Annotated in this window: 15 protein-coding genes; 9 read left to right on the forward strand and 6 right to left on the reverse strand. The window is 61.9% G+C overall.

The features are described from left to right. Nucleotides 1–180: 180 nt before the first annotated feature. From HB375_RS15515 to HB375_RS15550, 8 genes are all read left to right on the forward strand, one after another. Nucleotides 181–1,743: an OpgD/OpgG family glucan biosynthesis protein gene (locus HB375_RS15515; protein ID WP_167673914.1), complete on the forward strand. Its 1,563-nt coding sequence runs from the start codon at nucleotides 181–183 to the stop codon at nucleotides 1,741–1,743. A 92-nt stretch (nucleotides 1,744–1,835) separates the two neighbouring features. After that, nucleotides 1,836–2,852, forward strand: a complete 1,017-nt coding sequence (locus HB375_RS15520; protein WP_167673915.1) for an ABC transporter substrate-binding protein — start codon at nucleotides 1,836–1,838, stop codon at nucleotides 2,850–2,852. Between the two features lie 35 nt (nucleotides 2,853–2,887). Continuing rightward, the gene (locus HB375_RS15525) at nucleotides 2,888–3,670 is read left to right on the forward strand and encodes an ABC transporter ATP-binding protein (RefSeq protein ID WP_167673916.1); all 783 of its coding nucleotides are present in this window, start codon (nucleotides 2,888–2,890) and stop codon (nucleotides 3,668–3,670) included. Beyond that, nucleotides 3,670–4,500, forward strand: a complete 831-nt coding sequence (locus tag HB375_RS15530) for an ABC transporter permease (protein ID WP_167673917.1) — start codon at nucleotides 3,670–3,672, stop codon at nucleotides 4,498–4,500. The genes HB375_RS15525 and HB375_RS15530 overlap by 1 nt, the downstream gene beginning before the upstream one ends. 203 nt (nucleotides 4,501–4,703) lie before the next feature. Further along, nucleotides 4,704–5,231 (forward strand): MarR family winged helix-turn-helix transcriptional regulator, encoded by a 528-nt coding sequence (locus tag HB375_RS15535; protein ID WP_167673918.1) that lies wholly within the window; start codon nucleotides 4,704–4,706, stop codon nucleotides 5,229–5,231. A gap of 90 nt (nucleotides 5,232–5,321) precedes the next feature. Beyond that, the gene (locus HB375_RS15540) at nucleotides 5,322–6,248 is read left to right on the forward strand and encodes a DMT family transporter (protein WP_167673919.1); all 927 of its coding nucleotides are present in this window, start codon (nucleotides 5,322–5,324) and stop codon (nucleotides 6,246–6,248) included. Further along, entirely contained in the window at nucleotides 6,245–6,550 is a 306-nt protein-coding gene (locus HB375_RS15545; RefSeq protein WP_167673920.1) for a TfoX/Sxy family protein, read from the forward strand. Before HB375_RS15540 ends, HB375_RS15545 begins: the two co-directional genes overlap by 4 nt. Nucleotides 6,551–6,571: 21 nt before the next feature. Continuing rightward, entirely contained in the window at nucleotides 6,572–7,549 is a 978-nt protein-coding gene (locus tag HB375_RS15550) for a 2-hydroxyacid dehydrogenase (RefSeq protein WP_167673921.1), read from the forward strand. On the opposite strand, the gene HB375_RS15555 is transcribed toward HB375_RS15550, so the two are convergent. From HB375_RS15555 to HB375_RS15565, 3 genes are all read right to left on the reverse strand, one after another. Continuing rightward, nucleotides 7,544–8,308, reverse strand: coding sequence for a helix-turn-helix transcriptional regulator (locus HB375_RS15555; protein WP_167673922.1), 765 nt, complete (start codon nucleotides 8,306–8,308; stop codon nucleotides 7,544–7,546). The genes HB375_RS15550 and HB375_RS15555 overlap by 6 nt on opposite strands. Then, nucleotides 8,296–8,523 (reverse strand): hypothetical protein, encoded by a 228-nt coding sequence (locus HB375_RS15560; RefSeq protein ID WP_167673923.1) that lies wholly within the window; start codon nucleotides 8,521–8,523, stop codon nucleotides 8,296–8,298. Before HB375_RS15560 ends, HB375_RS15555 begins: the two co-directional genes overlap by 13 nt. 573 nt (nucleotides 8,524–9,096) lie before the next feature. Next, nucleotides 9,097–10,905 carry an IlvD/Edd family dehydratase gene (locus tag HB375_RS15565; protein ID WP_167673924.1) on the reverse strand — a complete coding sequence of 603 codons (1,809 nt, stop codon included), beginning with the start codon at nucleotides 10,903–10,905 and terminating at the stop codon, nucleotides 9,097–9,099. 238 nt (nucleotides 10,906–11,143) lie between these two features. Between HB375_RS15565 and HB375_RS15570 the strand changes: the two genes are divergently transcribed. Next, a complete protein-coding gene (locus tag HB375_RS15570) occupies nucleotides 11,144–11,734 on the forward strand; it encodes a hypothetical protein (RefSeq protein WP_167673925.1) in 591 nt (196 codons plus the stop codon). Nucleotides 11,735–11,821: 87 nt separating this feature from the next. On the opposite strand, the gene HB375_RS15575 is transcribed toward HB375_RS15570, so the two are convergent. The 3 genes from HB375_RS15575 to HB375_RS15585 all read right to left on the reverse strand — a co-directional run bounded on the left by HB375_RS15575 (nucleotide 11,822) and on the right by HB375_RS15585 (nucleotide 13,609). Continuing rightward, entirely contained in the window at nucleotides 11,822–12,400 is a 579-nt protein-coding gene (locus HB375_RS15575; protein ID WP_167673926.1) for a DUF533 domain-containing protein, read from the reverse strand. A gap of 62 nt (nucleotides 12,401–12,462) precedes the next feature. Further along, a complete protein-coding gene (eda, locus tag HB375_RS15580) occupies nucleotides 12,463–13,089 on the reverse strand; it encodes a bifunctional 4-hydroxy-2-oxoglutarate aldolase/2-dehydro-3-deoxy-phosphogluconate aldolase (protein ID WP_167673939.1) in 627 nt (208 codons plus the stop codon). 136 nt (nucleotides 13,090–13,225) lie between these two features. Continuing rightward, nucleotides 13,226–13,609, reverse strand: coding sequence for a DUF6794 domain-containing protein (locus tag HB375_RS15585; RefSeq protein ID WP_167673927.1), 384 nt, complete (start codon nucleotides 13,607–13,609; stop codon nucleotides 13,226–13,228). Nucleotides 13,610–13,972 lie beyond the last annotated feature (363 nt).

Here is a 13,972-nt window from a genome sequence, read left to right on the forward strand (position 1 = left end):
GCGACAAGAGTTTTTTGACGTTCCGGCAGGATTTTTTCACCTTTCCCGCTCATCGGACGCCTCCCCGCTCCCATTCAGCCTCCATTAAGTGGCGCAGGCGCATGAAAGAAGGCCGAAAGTCGCGTGCCGGTGGCCGCGCCCGGCCTCCTCTCCTTCGCAAAGCGGATTAGTTCAGTACCCATGTCCCCATTGTCACGTCGCGCCCTTCTGCAGAGCCTTCTCGCCACCGTCGCCATGCCGGCGCTGGCCCAGGCGCCGCAGGGTGCGCCGGTGACCGCCCAATTCCGCTTCGAGGATGTGGTGCGGAAGGCGCGCGAGCTGGCCGCAGCGCCCTATGAGGACACCCCGACGCAATTGCCCGAGCCGCTGAACCGCCTGAGCTTCGACGATTACCGCGACATCCGCTTCCGCCCCGACCGGGCTTTTCTCTCATCCGGCGGCGGGCTGTTTCGGATGCAGCTCTTCCACTTGGGCTTCCTCTACCAGCGGCCCGTGACCGTGAACGTGGTGCGCGACGGCGTGCCGACGCCGATCCCCTACCAGCGCGAATTGTTCGATTACGGCCGCAACAAGATCGACAAGCCGCTGCCGGTCAATCTCGGCTTCGCGGGCTTCCGGCTGCATTATCCCCTCAACGACCCGCGCGTCTTCGACGAGGTGATCGCCTTTCTCGGCGCGAGCTACTTCCGCTTTCTCGGCGCGGACCAAAAATATGGCCTGTCCGCGCGCGGCCTTGCCATCAACGTGGACGGCGCGGAGGGAGAGGAGTTTCCTCAGTTCCGCGAATTCTGGATCGAGACGCCTAAGGCCGACAGCGAGCGGGCGACGATTTTCGCTCTCCTCGACAGCCGCTCGGTGACGGGCGCCTATCGCTTCGACATCTATCCGTCGAAGGAGACGACGCTCGACGTCACCGCGACGCTCTTTCCACGCAAACCTCTCGCCAATGTGGGCATCGCGCCCCTCACCTCGATGTTCTTCGAGGGTGAGAACGACCGGCACAGCACAGACGATTTCCGCACTGAGGTGCACGATTCGGATGGGCTTCTCATGCAGTCGGGCGCGGGCGAGTGGATTTGGCGGCCCTTGCGCAACCCGGACCGCAAGAGCGTCTCGTCCTTCAGCGACAACAACCCGCGCGGCTTCGGTCTGATGCAGCGCGACCGGGTGTTCGAGAACTATCAGGACCTCGAGGCCTATTATCACAAGCGGTCGGGCTACTGGGTCGAGCCCGTCGGGCAATGGGGTGAGGGCCGCGTCGAGCTGGTGGAGATCCCCACCCCGGACGAGACGCACGACAACATCGTCGCCTATTGGCGGCCGAACCGCGTCTATGAGCCCGGCCAGGAAGTCACGCTGTCCTACAAGCTGAAGGCGATCTCGGCGGAGAGGCTGCACCCTGGCGGCAAAGTCGTGAACACCTTCCATACCCCGGCCCGGGCCAGCGGCACGAACAGCCCCAGCGACGCGACCTATCGCCGTTTCCTGATCGATTTCGCTGGCGGCAACCTACCCTACTATCTGAACGACCCCCGGCTGGTGGAACTGGTGCCGACGACGTCGAGCGGCACGATCACGCACACCTTCATCATGCCCAACGATCACACCAAAGGCTTCCGGGCCGCCATCGACGTCAAGCTCGAACCGGGCCAATCCACGGACCTGAGGGCCTTCCTGCGCGCCGGGAACAGGACACTCACGGAAACGTGGACCTACCCCTGGGCCTTGGAGCCCGCCACTTAAAGCGGGCCTGACGCAAGGGACCTTGCCAATCCTGCCCGAACCGCGCAGAAGCGGGCCATGAACGGCATAGAGCCGCTGCCGAGGGCCTGAGAATGACCGCGATGATGCTCAAGACTGGCATGGCCGCAGCGCTGGCGCTAGCTCTCATGGGGGGCGCCGCTCAGGCGCAGCAGCCGCTGACTGAGGTGACCTTCGGCACCAATTGGATCGCCCAGGCCGAGCATGGCGGCTACTATCAGGCGCTCGCCGACGGGACTTATGAGAAATACGGCCTCAAGGTCACCATCGTGCCAGGCGGCCCGCGCGCCAACAACCGCATGCTCATGAGCGTCGGCAAGCTCGACTTCTACATGGGCGGCAGCATGATTCAGGCCTTCTCGGCGGTGGAGAAGGACATCCCGACCATCGTCGTCGCGGCCCATTTCCAGAAAGAGCCGCAAGTCCTCCTGAGCCATCCGGGCGAAGGACTCGACACCTTCGCGGATCTGAAGAAGTCGAACGACATCCTGCTCTCGAAGGATGGCTTCGCCACCTTCTATCAATGGATGAAGGCGGAGTTCGGCTTCAAGGATGAGCAGATGAAGCCCTTCGGCTTCAATCCAGCGCCGTTCATCGCCAACAGACACGCCGTGCAGCAGGGCTACGTCACGGCGGAGCCGCTGACGATCGAGAAGGCGGCAGGCTTCAAACCGAATGTGTTCCTGCTCGCGGATCACGGCTTCAGCACCTATTCCACGACGGTCGAAACGCGTCGCGAGGTGGCGGAGAAGAACCCCGATCTCGTGCAGCGCTTCGTCGATGCCTCGACCATCGGCTGGTACAATTACCTTTACGGCGACAACACCAAGGCGAACGCGTTTATCAAGCGCGACAACCCAGAGATGACAGACGAGCTTTTGGCCTATTCCGTCGCCAAGATGAAGGAATACGGCATCGTCGATTCCGGCGACACCGCCAAGCTCGGCATCGGCGCGATGAGCGATGCGCGCATGAAGGACTTTTTCGACAAGATGGTGAAGGCCGGGCTTTTCAAGCCGGAGCTCGATTACAAAAAGGCCTATACGCTTCAGTTCGTGAACAAGGGCGTCGGCCTCGATCTGAGAAAGTAAGACCGAACGGCGCAGCGCAGCACACCGCAACTCCGATGACAGAGGCCATTACCCCGCTCGTCTCCCTGCAAGGCATTGGCAAGGTGTTCGCCAATGGCGTGACCGCGCTTGCGGGGTTCGACCTCGACATCCGCGCGGGCGAGTTCATCTCGCTGCTCGGCCCTTCGGGCTGCGGCAAATCCACTGCACTGCGGATCATCGCGGGCCTGACGCATCCGACTCAAGGAACCGTCACCTGGCCCGCTGCATCGAGCGCGGATCATCGCGACGATATCGGCTTCGTCTTCCAGGAGCCGACGCTGATGCCTTGGGCGAATGTCGCGGACAATGTGTGGCTGCCGCTGCGCCTTCGCGGCGTGTCGAAGAGCGACGCGCGTGAGCGCATTGCGCAAAGCCTCGCGCTTGTCGGCCTTGAGGATTTCGCGAAGGCTTATCCGCGAGAACTCTCCGGCGGCATGAAGATGCGCGCCTCCATCGCCCGCGCACTCAGCATGAGGCCGAAGCTGCTCTTGCTGGACGAGCCTTTCGCGGCACTCGACGAGATTACGCGCTTCAAACTCAATGACGATCTTTTGCGCCTGCAACGGGAGCTTCGTTGCACCATCGTGTTCGTCACTCACTCGATCTACGAGAGCGCGTATCTCTCCAGCCGCATTGCGATCATGACCACACGACCCGGCTGCATTGCGGCCGAGGTCGAGGCCGTCACGCCCACAGAGCGCGACCCGAATTTCCGCGCCAGCCCTCGCTATGCCGCGTTGTGCCAGGAGGTCTCACGCCTCCTCATCGGCTCGGTCCATGACAAGGGGACGGAGTGATGAAAATCGCTATCGCACCACGCACGCTTTCCCGCATCGCTTTACCACTCGCGGTTTTCATCGCGGCCATCGGCGCGTGGGAATTCTATGTCCGCAGCCATGCGGTGCCCACCTACATCCTCCCCGCACCGAGCCTGATCGTGCAGACCGTCGTTGCCGATTGGCCGCTACTGTCAGCCTCGTTATTCGTCACGCTCAAGACAACGCTGCTGGGGCTTGGCCTCGCGGTTGCCGGCGGCGTTGGGCTTGCGGTTCTGCTCAGTCTCTCGCGGATCGTGGAATATTCGCTCTATCCCTTTGCGGTCGTGCTGCAGGTGACCCCGGTCATTGCCATCGCGCCGCTGCTTCTCATCTATATGCCACAGGATGCCGCGGTGCTGACCTGCGCATGGCTCGTGGCATTCTTCCCCGTCCTGTCGAACACGATGCTCGGCCTGCAATCGGTCGACCGCAACCTGCTCGAACTTTTCCGGCTTTATGGCGTGCCGCCGCAGCAAACGGCGCTAGCGCACCTCGGTTCGCGGATGAGGGAGCTTTGGCTCTTGCGTGCTCCTGCCGCCCTCCCCGCCTTTCTCTCGGGCTTGCGAATCGCAGGCGGCCTCTCCCTGATCGGCGCCGTCGTTGCCGAGATGGCGGCGGGTTCCGCCGGGGCGGGCGCGGGGTTGGCCTACCGAATCATCGAAAGCCAGTACCGGCTCAATATTCCCCGTCTTTTTGCCGCCCTGGTTCTGCTGGCCCTGACGGGGATCATCCTTTTCCTGATTCTCTCCGCCCTCACCCACGCGGCACTCCGGCGCTGGCACGAAAGCGCGCTCGCTCCCGAGACCTAGGTAACCGGCCCCAATCAAGGCCGCGGCCGAATTGTGTCAAACTGTCATCGAAACGTCATGAGTTTTGACCATGGTGCTCCCGTCGACAGATGGGCCTGATCCGGAAAGGCGTGAATCGCCGGTCCGAAGGCCCACGTTAACGAGACAACGAGCGGGTCGGCCACATCGCCGGCGCCAATCCGCTCAGCAAAGCGGGGACGTTGATGGACAAGGACGTCAAGCATCCGGGCGTGAAGAGCGTCGGCTGGGCTTTGGTTCAGGCTTCACGGCTTCACCGCAGCCGCACGGGCGATAAACTCTCCGAACTCGGCCTCTTCGCCGGGCAGGAACAGGTCCTTCAGGCCCTGGCCAATTCCGGACCTATGACCATGGGCGAGCTTGCCGGCATCCTTCGCGTGCGCCCTCCGACAGCTTCCAAGACCGTCTCGCGACTCTCGACGCTGAAACTCATCGAGCGCCATACTGAGCCGGGCGACGCGCGTGTGGTCCGCGTCAAGCTGACCAAGGAAGGCAAGCGCAAGGCCGCCGCCATAGACGCGCTCTGGGACGAGGTCGAAGCCGAGTTGCTGGAAGGCTTCGACGCTAAGGACCGCAAGCGGCTGAGAAAGCTTTTGCGCAAAGCCGCCAAGAATCTCGCCGGCATCACGGGTGCCGATCAGACGGGCTTCGAGACGGATGACGATCTCGAGGACCTCAGCGCAGCCGACGAACCCACTGCCCTTTCGGCCTGATTGTCCACGTTTTGAGAATTGTGTCGTGCGCAGGAGGGCTGTGCGCGACCGGCACTCGTCGGGACAAAGCCTCGCCGCTAGCATGCGTCCATGGCTGACACCGCGACATCTGCCCTCTCCTCGCCCTCTGCTGCCCTGAACAGGCAACGGATCACCGGCATCGCGCTCATGTGCGCCGCGCTGATCTGCTTCTCCTGCCTCGATTCCACCGTGAAATGGGTCAACCGCTCGGTCGATCCGCTCGTGACCGTCTGGGCCCGCTATATGTCGGCCGTGGTCCTGACATCCTTCCTCATCAATCCCTGGACGCGGCCCGGTTTTGCGCGGTCGCGACGCCTTTCGCTCCAGCTCATACGCTCGGGGCTGATGTTTCTCACCACGATCTGCAGCTTCACCGCGTTAAAGTATCTTCAGCTGACGGAGAGCACGTCGATCCAGTTTTCGACCCCACTAATCGTCGCTCTTCTTGCCGGGTCGATGTTGGGTGAACGTGTCGGCGTCCATCGCCTCGTCGCCATCGGCGTAGGACTGATCGGTGTTCTCGTCGTCATCAGGCCGGGCCTCGGCGCCCTGCATCCTGCCGCCCTCATCTCGCTTGCCGGCGCGACGACTTATGCCTTCTACGGCATCACGACGCGCATGTTGGCGGCTTACGATTCCTCCTCGACGACGACCTTCTATTCGGGCCTCGCGGGGCTCGTGCTGACGACGCCGCTGCTCCCTTGGATTTGGACCACGCCGCCCTCGCTCGAAACCTGGCTTCTCCTGTTCATGACCGGCGCACTCGGCGCCTTCGGGCATTGGCTCCTGGTACTCGCCCACGCCCGCGCCCCCGCCTCGATCCTCTCGCCCTTCATCTACTCGCAAATCATCTGGATGCTCGCCTTAGGCTACATCCTCTTCGGCGACTGGCCCGACATCTGGACCCTGGTTGGCGCGAGCATCGTGATCGCCTCCGGCCTCTACTTGCTCTATCGTGAGCGCATCGACCGACGCGAGCTGGAGACGAGAGCATGAGCGACGCGCTAATCAGCACCCTGCCGGGCGTGGGACCCGTCACGCAGGCGTGGCTGGAAGAGGTCGGCATCCGCACCGTCGCGGAGCTCCGGATGCTTGGAGCGGTCGAAGCGTATCGCCGCCTCAAATTCATGTTGCCGAGACGCGTCAGCCTCAATGCACTCTACGCCCTTGAGGCCGCCCTACGCGGCTGCCATTGGCTGCATCTTCCCGCTGACGTGAAGAGCGCGCTTCAGCGCGAAGGCAAAGCCATCGACGAGGCTTTTCGCAGGGGCGCTGCCGCCCGTTGCAGCTTGGGCTAAAAATTTTTCAGGATCATTCGTATGACCAAGACCGACATTCTGATGACGGGGCCGATGCTGCCGAGCGTCATCGAATCCCTCGACCGGGCCTTCACCCTGCATCGTCTGTGGGAGCAGCCTGACCGCGCGGCCTATCTCGCCAAAATCGGCCCACGCATTCGCGGCCTTGCCACCAGCACGATGACCGGCCGCGCGGATGCGGCGCTCATCGGCCAGTTGCCCAACCTCGAAATCATCTCGAGCTTCGGCGTCGGCTATGACAACGTGGATGTGTCGGAGGCGGCCAAACGCAACATCGTCGTCACCAACACGCCGGACGTTCTGAACGAGGAGGTGGCGGACCTCACCATCGGTCTTCTGCTCGCAACGCTCCGCCAAGTCCCACAAGCCGACCGTTATCTGCGCGCAGGTCGGTGGCTGAAAGCGCCGTTTCCACTCTCACCAACTTTGCGCGGACGAAAGGTCGGCATCGTCGGCCTCGGCCGCATCGGCAAGGCTATCGCGAAACGGCTCGAAGGGTTCGACGTCGCCCTTGCCTATCATGGCCGGACGCACCAGAAGGACGTGCCTTATGCCTTCCACCCGAGCCTTGTCGGCCTTGCTGAGGACTCCGACGTTCTCATCATCATCACGCCCGGCGGCTCTTCGACGAAACACCTCATCAATGCAGATGTGCTGAAGGCGCTGGGCTCTCATGGCGTCCTCATCAACGTTGCGCGCGGCAGCGTGGTCGATCAACAGGCACTGATCGCGGCGCTTCGTGATGGCACGATCCTCTCAGCTGGACTCGATGTCTTCGATGACGAGCCGCGCGTTCCGCAGGAACTGATCGACATGGAGCATGTGGTGCTGTTGCCCCACGTCGCCTCGGGCTCCGTCCATACCCGCAAGGCGATGGGACAGCTCGTCGTCGACAACCTGATCTCGTGGTTCTCCGGCAAGGGGCCGCTGACAGCGGTGCCGGAGACGCCTTGGCCGCGCAGCCCGAAAGATTCATGAGCGGCGTGATCGGCCGAGCGTCTGCCCCGGAGTTTCGCCGTAGGTGCGGCGGTAGAGGGCAGCGAACTCGCCCATGTGGCCGAAGCCGCAGGCAAGCGCCACGCCCGTCACGGTCATCAACGCCGGGTCGGCCTGGACCAGCGCCTGCCGGACATGACGCAGCCGCACCATACGCAGGAACGCCATGGGCGTCATAGCCCGATAGCTCTGAAACCCATTCTGCAGGCTGCGCGCGCTGACGCCGCCCGCCGCAGCGATATCGGCGAGCGACAGCGGCTCGGCGAAATGCGCTTCGATGTAGGCTTCCGCCCGCTTCACGTAGAACGGCACGGCCGGCGATTGCGGCTCGAGGAGCGCGTCCGAATAGGCGTGGCGATGCGAGAGGAGAAAGCCTGTCAGCAACGACTGCTCGAATTGCCGCCCGGCGGCCGGTATATGCCGGATGAGTGCGTGCGGCTCCGACAATTCGGCCTCGGCATAGGCCAGGAGGCGCTGAAAACTTCGCCCTGCACCCGTTTCGATATCCGCATCGACCGCGAAATCCACGAAGCCGGGGATGTCATAGCCGAGCAGCTCGGCGCAGCATTCCGCAAGCTTGCGGCGGTTCATGATCAGGACATGGTTGTCCGCATCCTTCGGGATCGTGATCCGACGCTCTGGGCCGGAGGTGAAGATGACCGCCCGATTTGGAGAGAAGGCGAAGGCATCACGGCCGATCGTCAGCTGGCTTGCTCCACCCAGCGTCGTCACGAAGGCCATCCGATCGTCGTCGCCTCCTCAGGAGCTTGCTGCGTTTCCACGTCCCGGCCCACATGGAGCCGGAAGATGCCGAGATCGAACTGGCCCCGAAAACCGAACATGCCACCGGCACGACCGTCTCGCGAGAGCGGCATGAGCTGCTGCGGCGAGACGAGCGTATTGAGCGCGTTCTCCAGCTCGTCGAGCTTGTTCGACTGCCAGGTGTGGTCGATCACCAGATCGCCCTCTGGCCTCTTTGGAGCGACCTCTGGTTCGGACGGCCCGGCGCTGGCCCGTGAAGCATCCTGCCGCGTCATCCCGAGCACACTTCCGACTGGAGGTTGCCTTCAACGGCGGGTGAAGAAGAGCCTCCTGTCTGCTTGCCGGGCAGACCGTTCCGACGAGACATGATGCACAACCATCCAGAGACGCTTTGTAACAATAAAATTATTGCGCAATTCCGACAATGGCTGCGATTTTCCGATTTTCGCAACGGCAGGTTCAGTGGTCAAACGCTAAAGTACGGGCGACCTGTGGACGCTGAGCTTCGAACCAGAATTTGCCGTCGGAAATCTGGAGACGATAATGTTCGACAAAACGCCGAACGGCATCGAACAGAAAACAGCTTTGCAGATTGGGGCGTCGCGTTGGTACTTAGCGCACCCAATACCTATGAATATACGCACAAAGCCCGCTTTTACATGCTCCGCGGGCGGATTTCCACCCGCACGCTTTCCTCCAGAGCGTAAAGGCAAGCGGCGCCCTGCTTCTCCGCAAGAGGGCGACCGCCTTCGCCCGGCGCAGGCGGATCAGTGATTATCTCTCGGCACGCCGAAGGTTTGGGCGACCCGCTGGAATTTCATCGCAGGTTTCAGGGTCATGCCCTCTGACAATTGGTCGACCATGGAGCGTTGAATCTCCTGCCACGGCGTCTGGCTCGCGGGATAAGGATAGCCGCCTTTCGCTTCCAGATCCGCCCGGCGGCGGCGCAGTTCCTCGTCGGAAATCAAAATATCGGCGCTGCGTTTGTTGAGGTCGATGCGGATGCGGTCGCCCGTTTGAAGAAGCGCAAGCCCACCGCCCGCCGCCGCCTCCGGTGACGCATTAAGAATCGAAGGCGAGCCCGATGTCCCCGACTGACGTCCGTCGCCGATGCAGGGCAAGGCGAACACGCCGCGTTTGATGAGCACGCTCGGCGGCTGCATGTTCACCACCTCTGCTGCACCGGGATAACCGATGGGGCCCGCACCGCGCATGATAAGGATGGTGCGCTCGTCGATGTTGAGCGACGCATCGTCGATGCGGTGGTGATAATCCTCCGGCCCGTCGAACACCACGACACGACCTTCGAACGCATTGGGGTCGCTCGGGTTGCTGAGATAGCGATCCTGAAATTCCTTGCTAATCACGGAGGTCTTCATGATCGCGGAGTCGAACAGCGTGCCCTTGAGATTGAGGAAGCCCGCCTTTTCCTTCAGCGGCTTGTCATAGGGCCGGATCACTTCGCGATCCCAGGTGAACTTGCCGCGGCAATTGTCGCCGATGGTGGCGCCGGCGCAGGTCGGCGCTCGCTCATGAATCTTTCCTGCCGCAATCAATTCGGCGATGACCGCCGGCAAGCCGCCGGCGCGGTAGTATTCCTCGCCCAGATAAGCGCCCGCCGGCTGCATGTTGACGAGCAGTGGAATCTCGAAGCCGATCTTCTCCCAATCATCGCAGGTGAGCGGCACGCCAATATGCTTGGCGATGGCGTTGATGTGGATCGGCGCGTTGGTGGAACCGCCGATGGCTGCATTCGCGACGATGACGTTCTCGAACGCTTCACGCGTCATGATGTCGGACGGTTTCAGATCCTCCCACACCATTTCGACAATACGCTTACCCGTCTCGTAGGCCATCTGCCCGCGTTCGCGATAAGGCGCGGGAATCGCGGCTGAACCAGGCAGCGACATGCCCAGGGCTTCCGCCAGCGCATTCATGGTGGAGGCTGTGCCCATGGTATTGCAATGGCCGTCGGACGGCGCCGATGACGCGACGATGTCCATGAACTGCTCGTAGTCGATTTCGCCCGCAGCGTGGCGCTCGCGCGCCTTCCAGATGACGGTTCCCGATCCGGTTCGTTCACCGTGATACCAGCCGTTGAGCATGGGGCCGACATTCATCGAGATCGCCGGAAGGTTCACGGTCGCCGCCGCCATGAGGCAGGCGGGCGTGGTCTTGTCGCAACCGGTCAGCAGCACGACACCGTCGAGCGGATAGCCGTAAAGCACTTCGACGAGCGAGAGATAAGAGAGGTTGCGGTCGAGGCAGGCGGTCGGGCGCTTGCCGGTTTCCTGAATCGGATGACACGGAAACTCGAAGGCGATGCCGCCAGCCGCCGTGATGCCCTCGCGCACGCGCTTCGCCAGCTCGAGGTGATGGCGGTTGCACGGCGAAAGATCCGAGCCCGTCTGCGCAATGCCAATGATCGGCTTCTTGCCCTGCAGCTCCTCCCGCGTCAGGCCATAGTTGAGGTAACGCTCCAGATAGAGCGCCGTCATGCCCGGATTGTCGGGATTGTCGAACCAAAGACGGGAGCGAAGCTGATCCGGCGTGCGACGGTGAGGCCCTTCAACCATTCCGCAATCCTTTCTGATGTCAGCCGATGACGGCGTCTTGATTTGAGCCGGTGGCTTGCCGGAAATCAATCGTCGGTCGACTCTGTCCGTTCCAGTTTCTAGCCACCCCTCCCAAGGGACGATCGGATGTCGACAGGCTGAGCTTCTGATTTTATTCGCAATGTATAAATATTGTTGCACATGTCGCAACGGGGCGCTTTGATCGCGAAGGGAACGGCTCCAACTTCGTCATACGGCCATGATTCAAAAATTTGTCTGCCTTCCACTCTTTTTCGCCCTCAGCTTACCGGCATTCGCTGACGATTGCCCGACCGCGCAAACGGCAAAGCTCGGCTTTCTGCTTGAGAGGCCGGGGGCGCAAGCGGAAATTCGCTTCACCTCCGACCATTTCGTTCACGCCGTCAACACCTTCGCGGGCGGCAAACGGCAGGATGCTCTCTATTATCGCGGGCTCTTCCTCGTCAGCCGTTTCGATGATACGGCCCGGACCATCAACGTGCCGCTGTCCGATCTGCGATCCATCTTTCCTCTCGACCTAACGACCCGGCGCGCTCTGACCTACGCTCCGGCGGATCCGACCAAAGCTGGCGCGCTTGTGTCGATCGAAATGACGGTGACGGGGCAGGAGCGCCTTCAGTTGGGCCCATGCACTTACAACGTGCTCGTCATCCGCAACCGCTTTCTTAACGCGGAGGGGCGGGTCTTGTCCGAGCATACCGATCTCTATTCCCAGGATCTCAGCTTCATCCTAGCGAAGCGCTATGACGAACGCGGCGGCGTTCAGACGACCGTAAAGTATCAGAGCATCAAGCCCTTGAATCGCAGCTAACGTGCCCGCCTGAACCCGATGCCCCGACGTGCTTTCGTTGGCCCGCGATTGGAACAAGGCGAAGCTGTCCACCACGCGGAATGGACATCAGCTTAGTTTCTCTGCCATGTCGTCGATCTGTTTGCGCACAGTCGGATCGAGATCGAGAGCGTCGGCCAACCGATGGAGGAAGTCTCGTTCCTGAATCGTATCGGGGTCGATGGCGAGGCGCGCGGCGGCATAGACCTGCGCCGCCTTCTCGGGATCGTTCACGGCGTCGGAAATCTCATCCACATCTGCCGGGGACGCCAATTCGTCTTCCAGCCAGCTGCTCGCTTGAGGGTCAATTCCGCTCTCAATCAACGCCTTCAGCAACAGCTCGTGCTCGCGCTTGTCGACGCGCCCATCGGCCGTCACTGCCGCCACCATGGTTCGCAGAAATAACAACGCGTCGTCTTCGGTGACCGAAACCGGATGGAATCGCGAGGTCTCGGGCGGCATGACGGAAGCCGGACCAGCGTCAGGTCCTCGCTCACCCTCGGTGCGGCGCGTATGGAAGAGCTGATAGGCAAGACCGCCGAGAAGCGCGAGGCCGCCGATCTTCGCGACGCGCCCTGCCCAGCCCCCGCGACCGCCGCCCTCGGTCGCTCCGACGACGGCGTCCAGCAGTTTCTTGTAGCTGATCACGGCGGCCTCCCACATGTGTTCGAAGCCGAGCTAAGAAAACAACGGAGGCCTTGGCTTTTGGTTCATGCCGCCTTGCGGAGGCCGGATGCCTCGGCGGCGAGACGCCCGATCGCGGCAAAGTCCCCACTCTTCAGGGCCTCCCGCGGCGTGATCCACGTGCCGCCGACGCAGGGGACGTTGGATAGAGACAGATAAGACGGAGCGCTCGCAAGATCGATCCCACCGGTCGGGCAGAAGGTGAGCGTCGGCAGCGGTCCCTGGACGGACTTGAGCCATGCGGCTCCGCCCGACACGGCCGCCGGAAAGAATTTGAGGGCTTCAAAGCCAAGGCTCGCCAGCGTCATCGCTTCCGAAACGGTCGCGCAACCGGGCATGACGGGTATCGCCGCCTCGCTCAGATGCTCGGCGAGCTGAACCGGGGTGCCGGGGGTGACAATGAATTTGGCGCCCGCGTCGATAACCTCGCTGATCTGGCTCCTATGCAGCACCGTCCCCGCCGCAACCACGGCGTCAGGCAGAGCCTTGGCGATGGCGTTGATCGCATCGAGCGCCTGCGGGGTTCGGAGTGTGATCTCGATCGCCGGCAGCCCAGCCTCGAGAAGAGCATGGGCAAGATCGATGCTCGCCCGCGCATCATCGATGGTGACGACAGGGATCACGGGGGCAAGGCAGAGATAGCTTTGAAGCATGGCAAAGCGATCGGGCACTGCGGTAGTCTCCTCTCAATTTCACTAGCCGATCAAAGGCGGTGCAGAGGCGGTCATTCTACGACTCATAATTCTCTCCAGCCTAAAGCCTTTGCCCGACAACTCGATTTTTGCATGCTTACTTTTGAAGCTTGGCCCAGACGGCCTCAATAATCTTCATTGAGGCATCGTCGGGATGGCAGGGCGCGCCGCACGCGGCCTTGATGAGCTCAGCATTCCCGCGCCAAAGTTCGTAGTGGTTACGAATTCCCGTTCCCCAGCCATGATGAAAGAGGATGAGGCGATCCTTCTTTGTCTTTCGTAAAATCTCTTTGTTCTCGGCAGAAAGACGGGAAACCAAGTCATCGACCACGGCCTCCAGCTTGGTCGGCCAATTCCCCTGTTGAAGTGGAGTCAGAGCTTCTTCCGCGGAGCTTGGGCAAGCCGGAAACACCAAGGCGAGCACGAGCGCGGTGGCAAAAGCCGTCTGTGAGAAGCCGATAGTTAAAAGTCGAGTAATCACACCTCATCCCCTGCGGCTCGATATACTGCGGAGTCAATCTACGCACAGCAAGGGCCGCTATGGATCTCGACAGACACTGTTTGCTGGGTTGGACAAGGAACAGTCGACACGATTTTATTACCTTTTGGTCAGCGTGGCGTGCTGGCGGGGATTATGGGACCTCGTTTTCCGTCCATTTTGGTGGTCGAAGACGTTTCATGGCTTGGGTCGGACGTCGCGGTTTAGAAGCACCAGGCGAGGGGAGCGAGGATCAGGGCGTTGAAGAGGGTGGGTCCGAAGTGTTGCCAGAGGAGCGCGCCGGTTGCGATGAGGCAGAGGGCTGCGGCGGCGGCCAGGGCTGCGGCGGCTTTGTGGTTCGGGTTT

Origin of the sequence: Microvirga terricola (genome assembly GCF_011777495.1) — a bacterium.
Taxonomy (GTDB): Bacteria; Pseudomonadota; Alphaproteobacteria; order Rhizobiales; family Beijerinckiaceae; genus Microvirga; species Microvirga terricola.

What these genes read in the sequence shown, in the direction of transcription:
- HB375_RS15570 (WP_167673925.1), top strand. Translation starts at nt 11,144, where the DNA reads ATGATTCAAAAATTTGTCTGCCTTCCACTCTTTTTCGCCCTCAGCTTA.
- HB375_RS15555 (WP_167673922.1), bottom strand. Translation starts at nt 8,308, where the DNA reads ATGGCCTTCGTGACGACGCTGGGTGGAGCAAGCCAGCTGACGATCGGC.
- HB375_RS15565 (WP_167673924.1), bottom strand. Translation starts at nt 10,905, where the DNA reads ATGGTTGAAGGGCCTCACCGTCGCACGCCGGATCAGCTTCGCTCCCGT.
- HB375_RS15540 (WP_167673919.1), top strand. Translation starts at nt 5,322, where the DNA reads ATGGCTGACACCGCGACATCTGCCCTCTCCTCGCCCTCTGCTGCCCTG.
- HB375_RS15530 (WP_167673917.1), top strand. Translation starts at nt 3,670, where the DNA reads ATGAAAATCGCTATCGCACCACGCACGCTTTCCCGCATCGCTTTACCA.
- HB375_RS15515 (WP_167673914.1), top strand. Translation starts at nt 181, where the DNA reads ATGTCCCCATTGTCACGTCGCGCCCTTCTGCAGAGCCTTCTCGCCACC.
- HB375_RS15535 (WP_167673918.1), top strand. Translation starts at nt 4,704, where the DNA reads ATGGACAAGGACGTCAAGCATCCGGGCGTGAAGAGCGTCGGCTGGGCT.
- eda (WP_167673939.1), bottom strand. Translation starts at nt 13,089, where the DNA reads ATGCTTCAAAGCTATCTCTGCCTTGCCCCCGTGATCCCTGTCGTCACC.
- HB375_RS15520 (WP_167673915.1), top strand. Translation starts at nt 1,836, where the DNA reads ATGACCGCGATGATGCTCAAGACTGGCATGGCCGCAGCGCTGGCGCTA.
- HB375_RS15550 (WP_167673921.1), top strand. Translation starts at nt 6,572, where the DNA reads ATGACCAAGACCGACATTCTGATGACGGGGCCGATGCTGCCGAGCGTC.
- HB375_RS15545 (WP_167673920.1), top strand. Translation starts at nt 6,245, where the DNA reads ATGAGCGACGCGCTAATCAGCACCCTGCCGGGCGTGGGACCCGTCACG.
- HB375_RS15525 (WP_167673916.1), top strand. Translation starts at nt 2,888, where the DNA reads ATGACAGAGGCCATTACCCCGCTCGTCTCCCTGCAAGGCATTGGCAAG.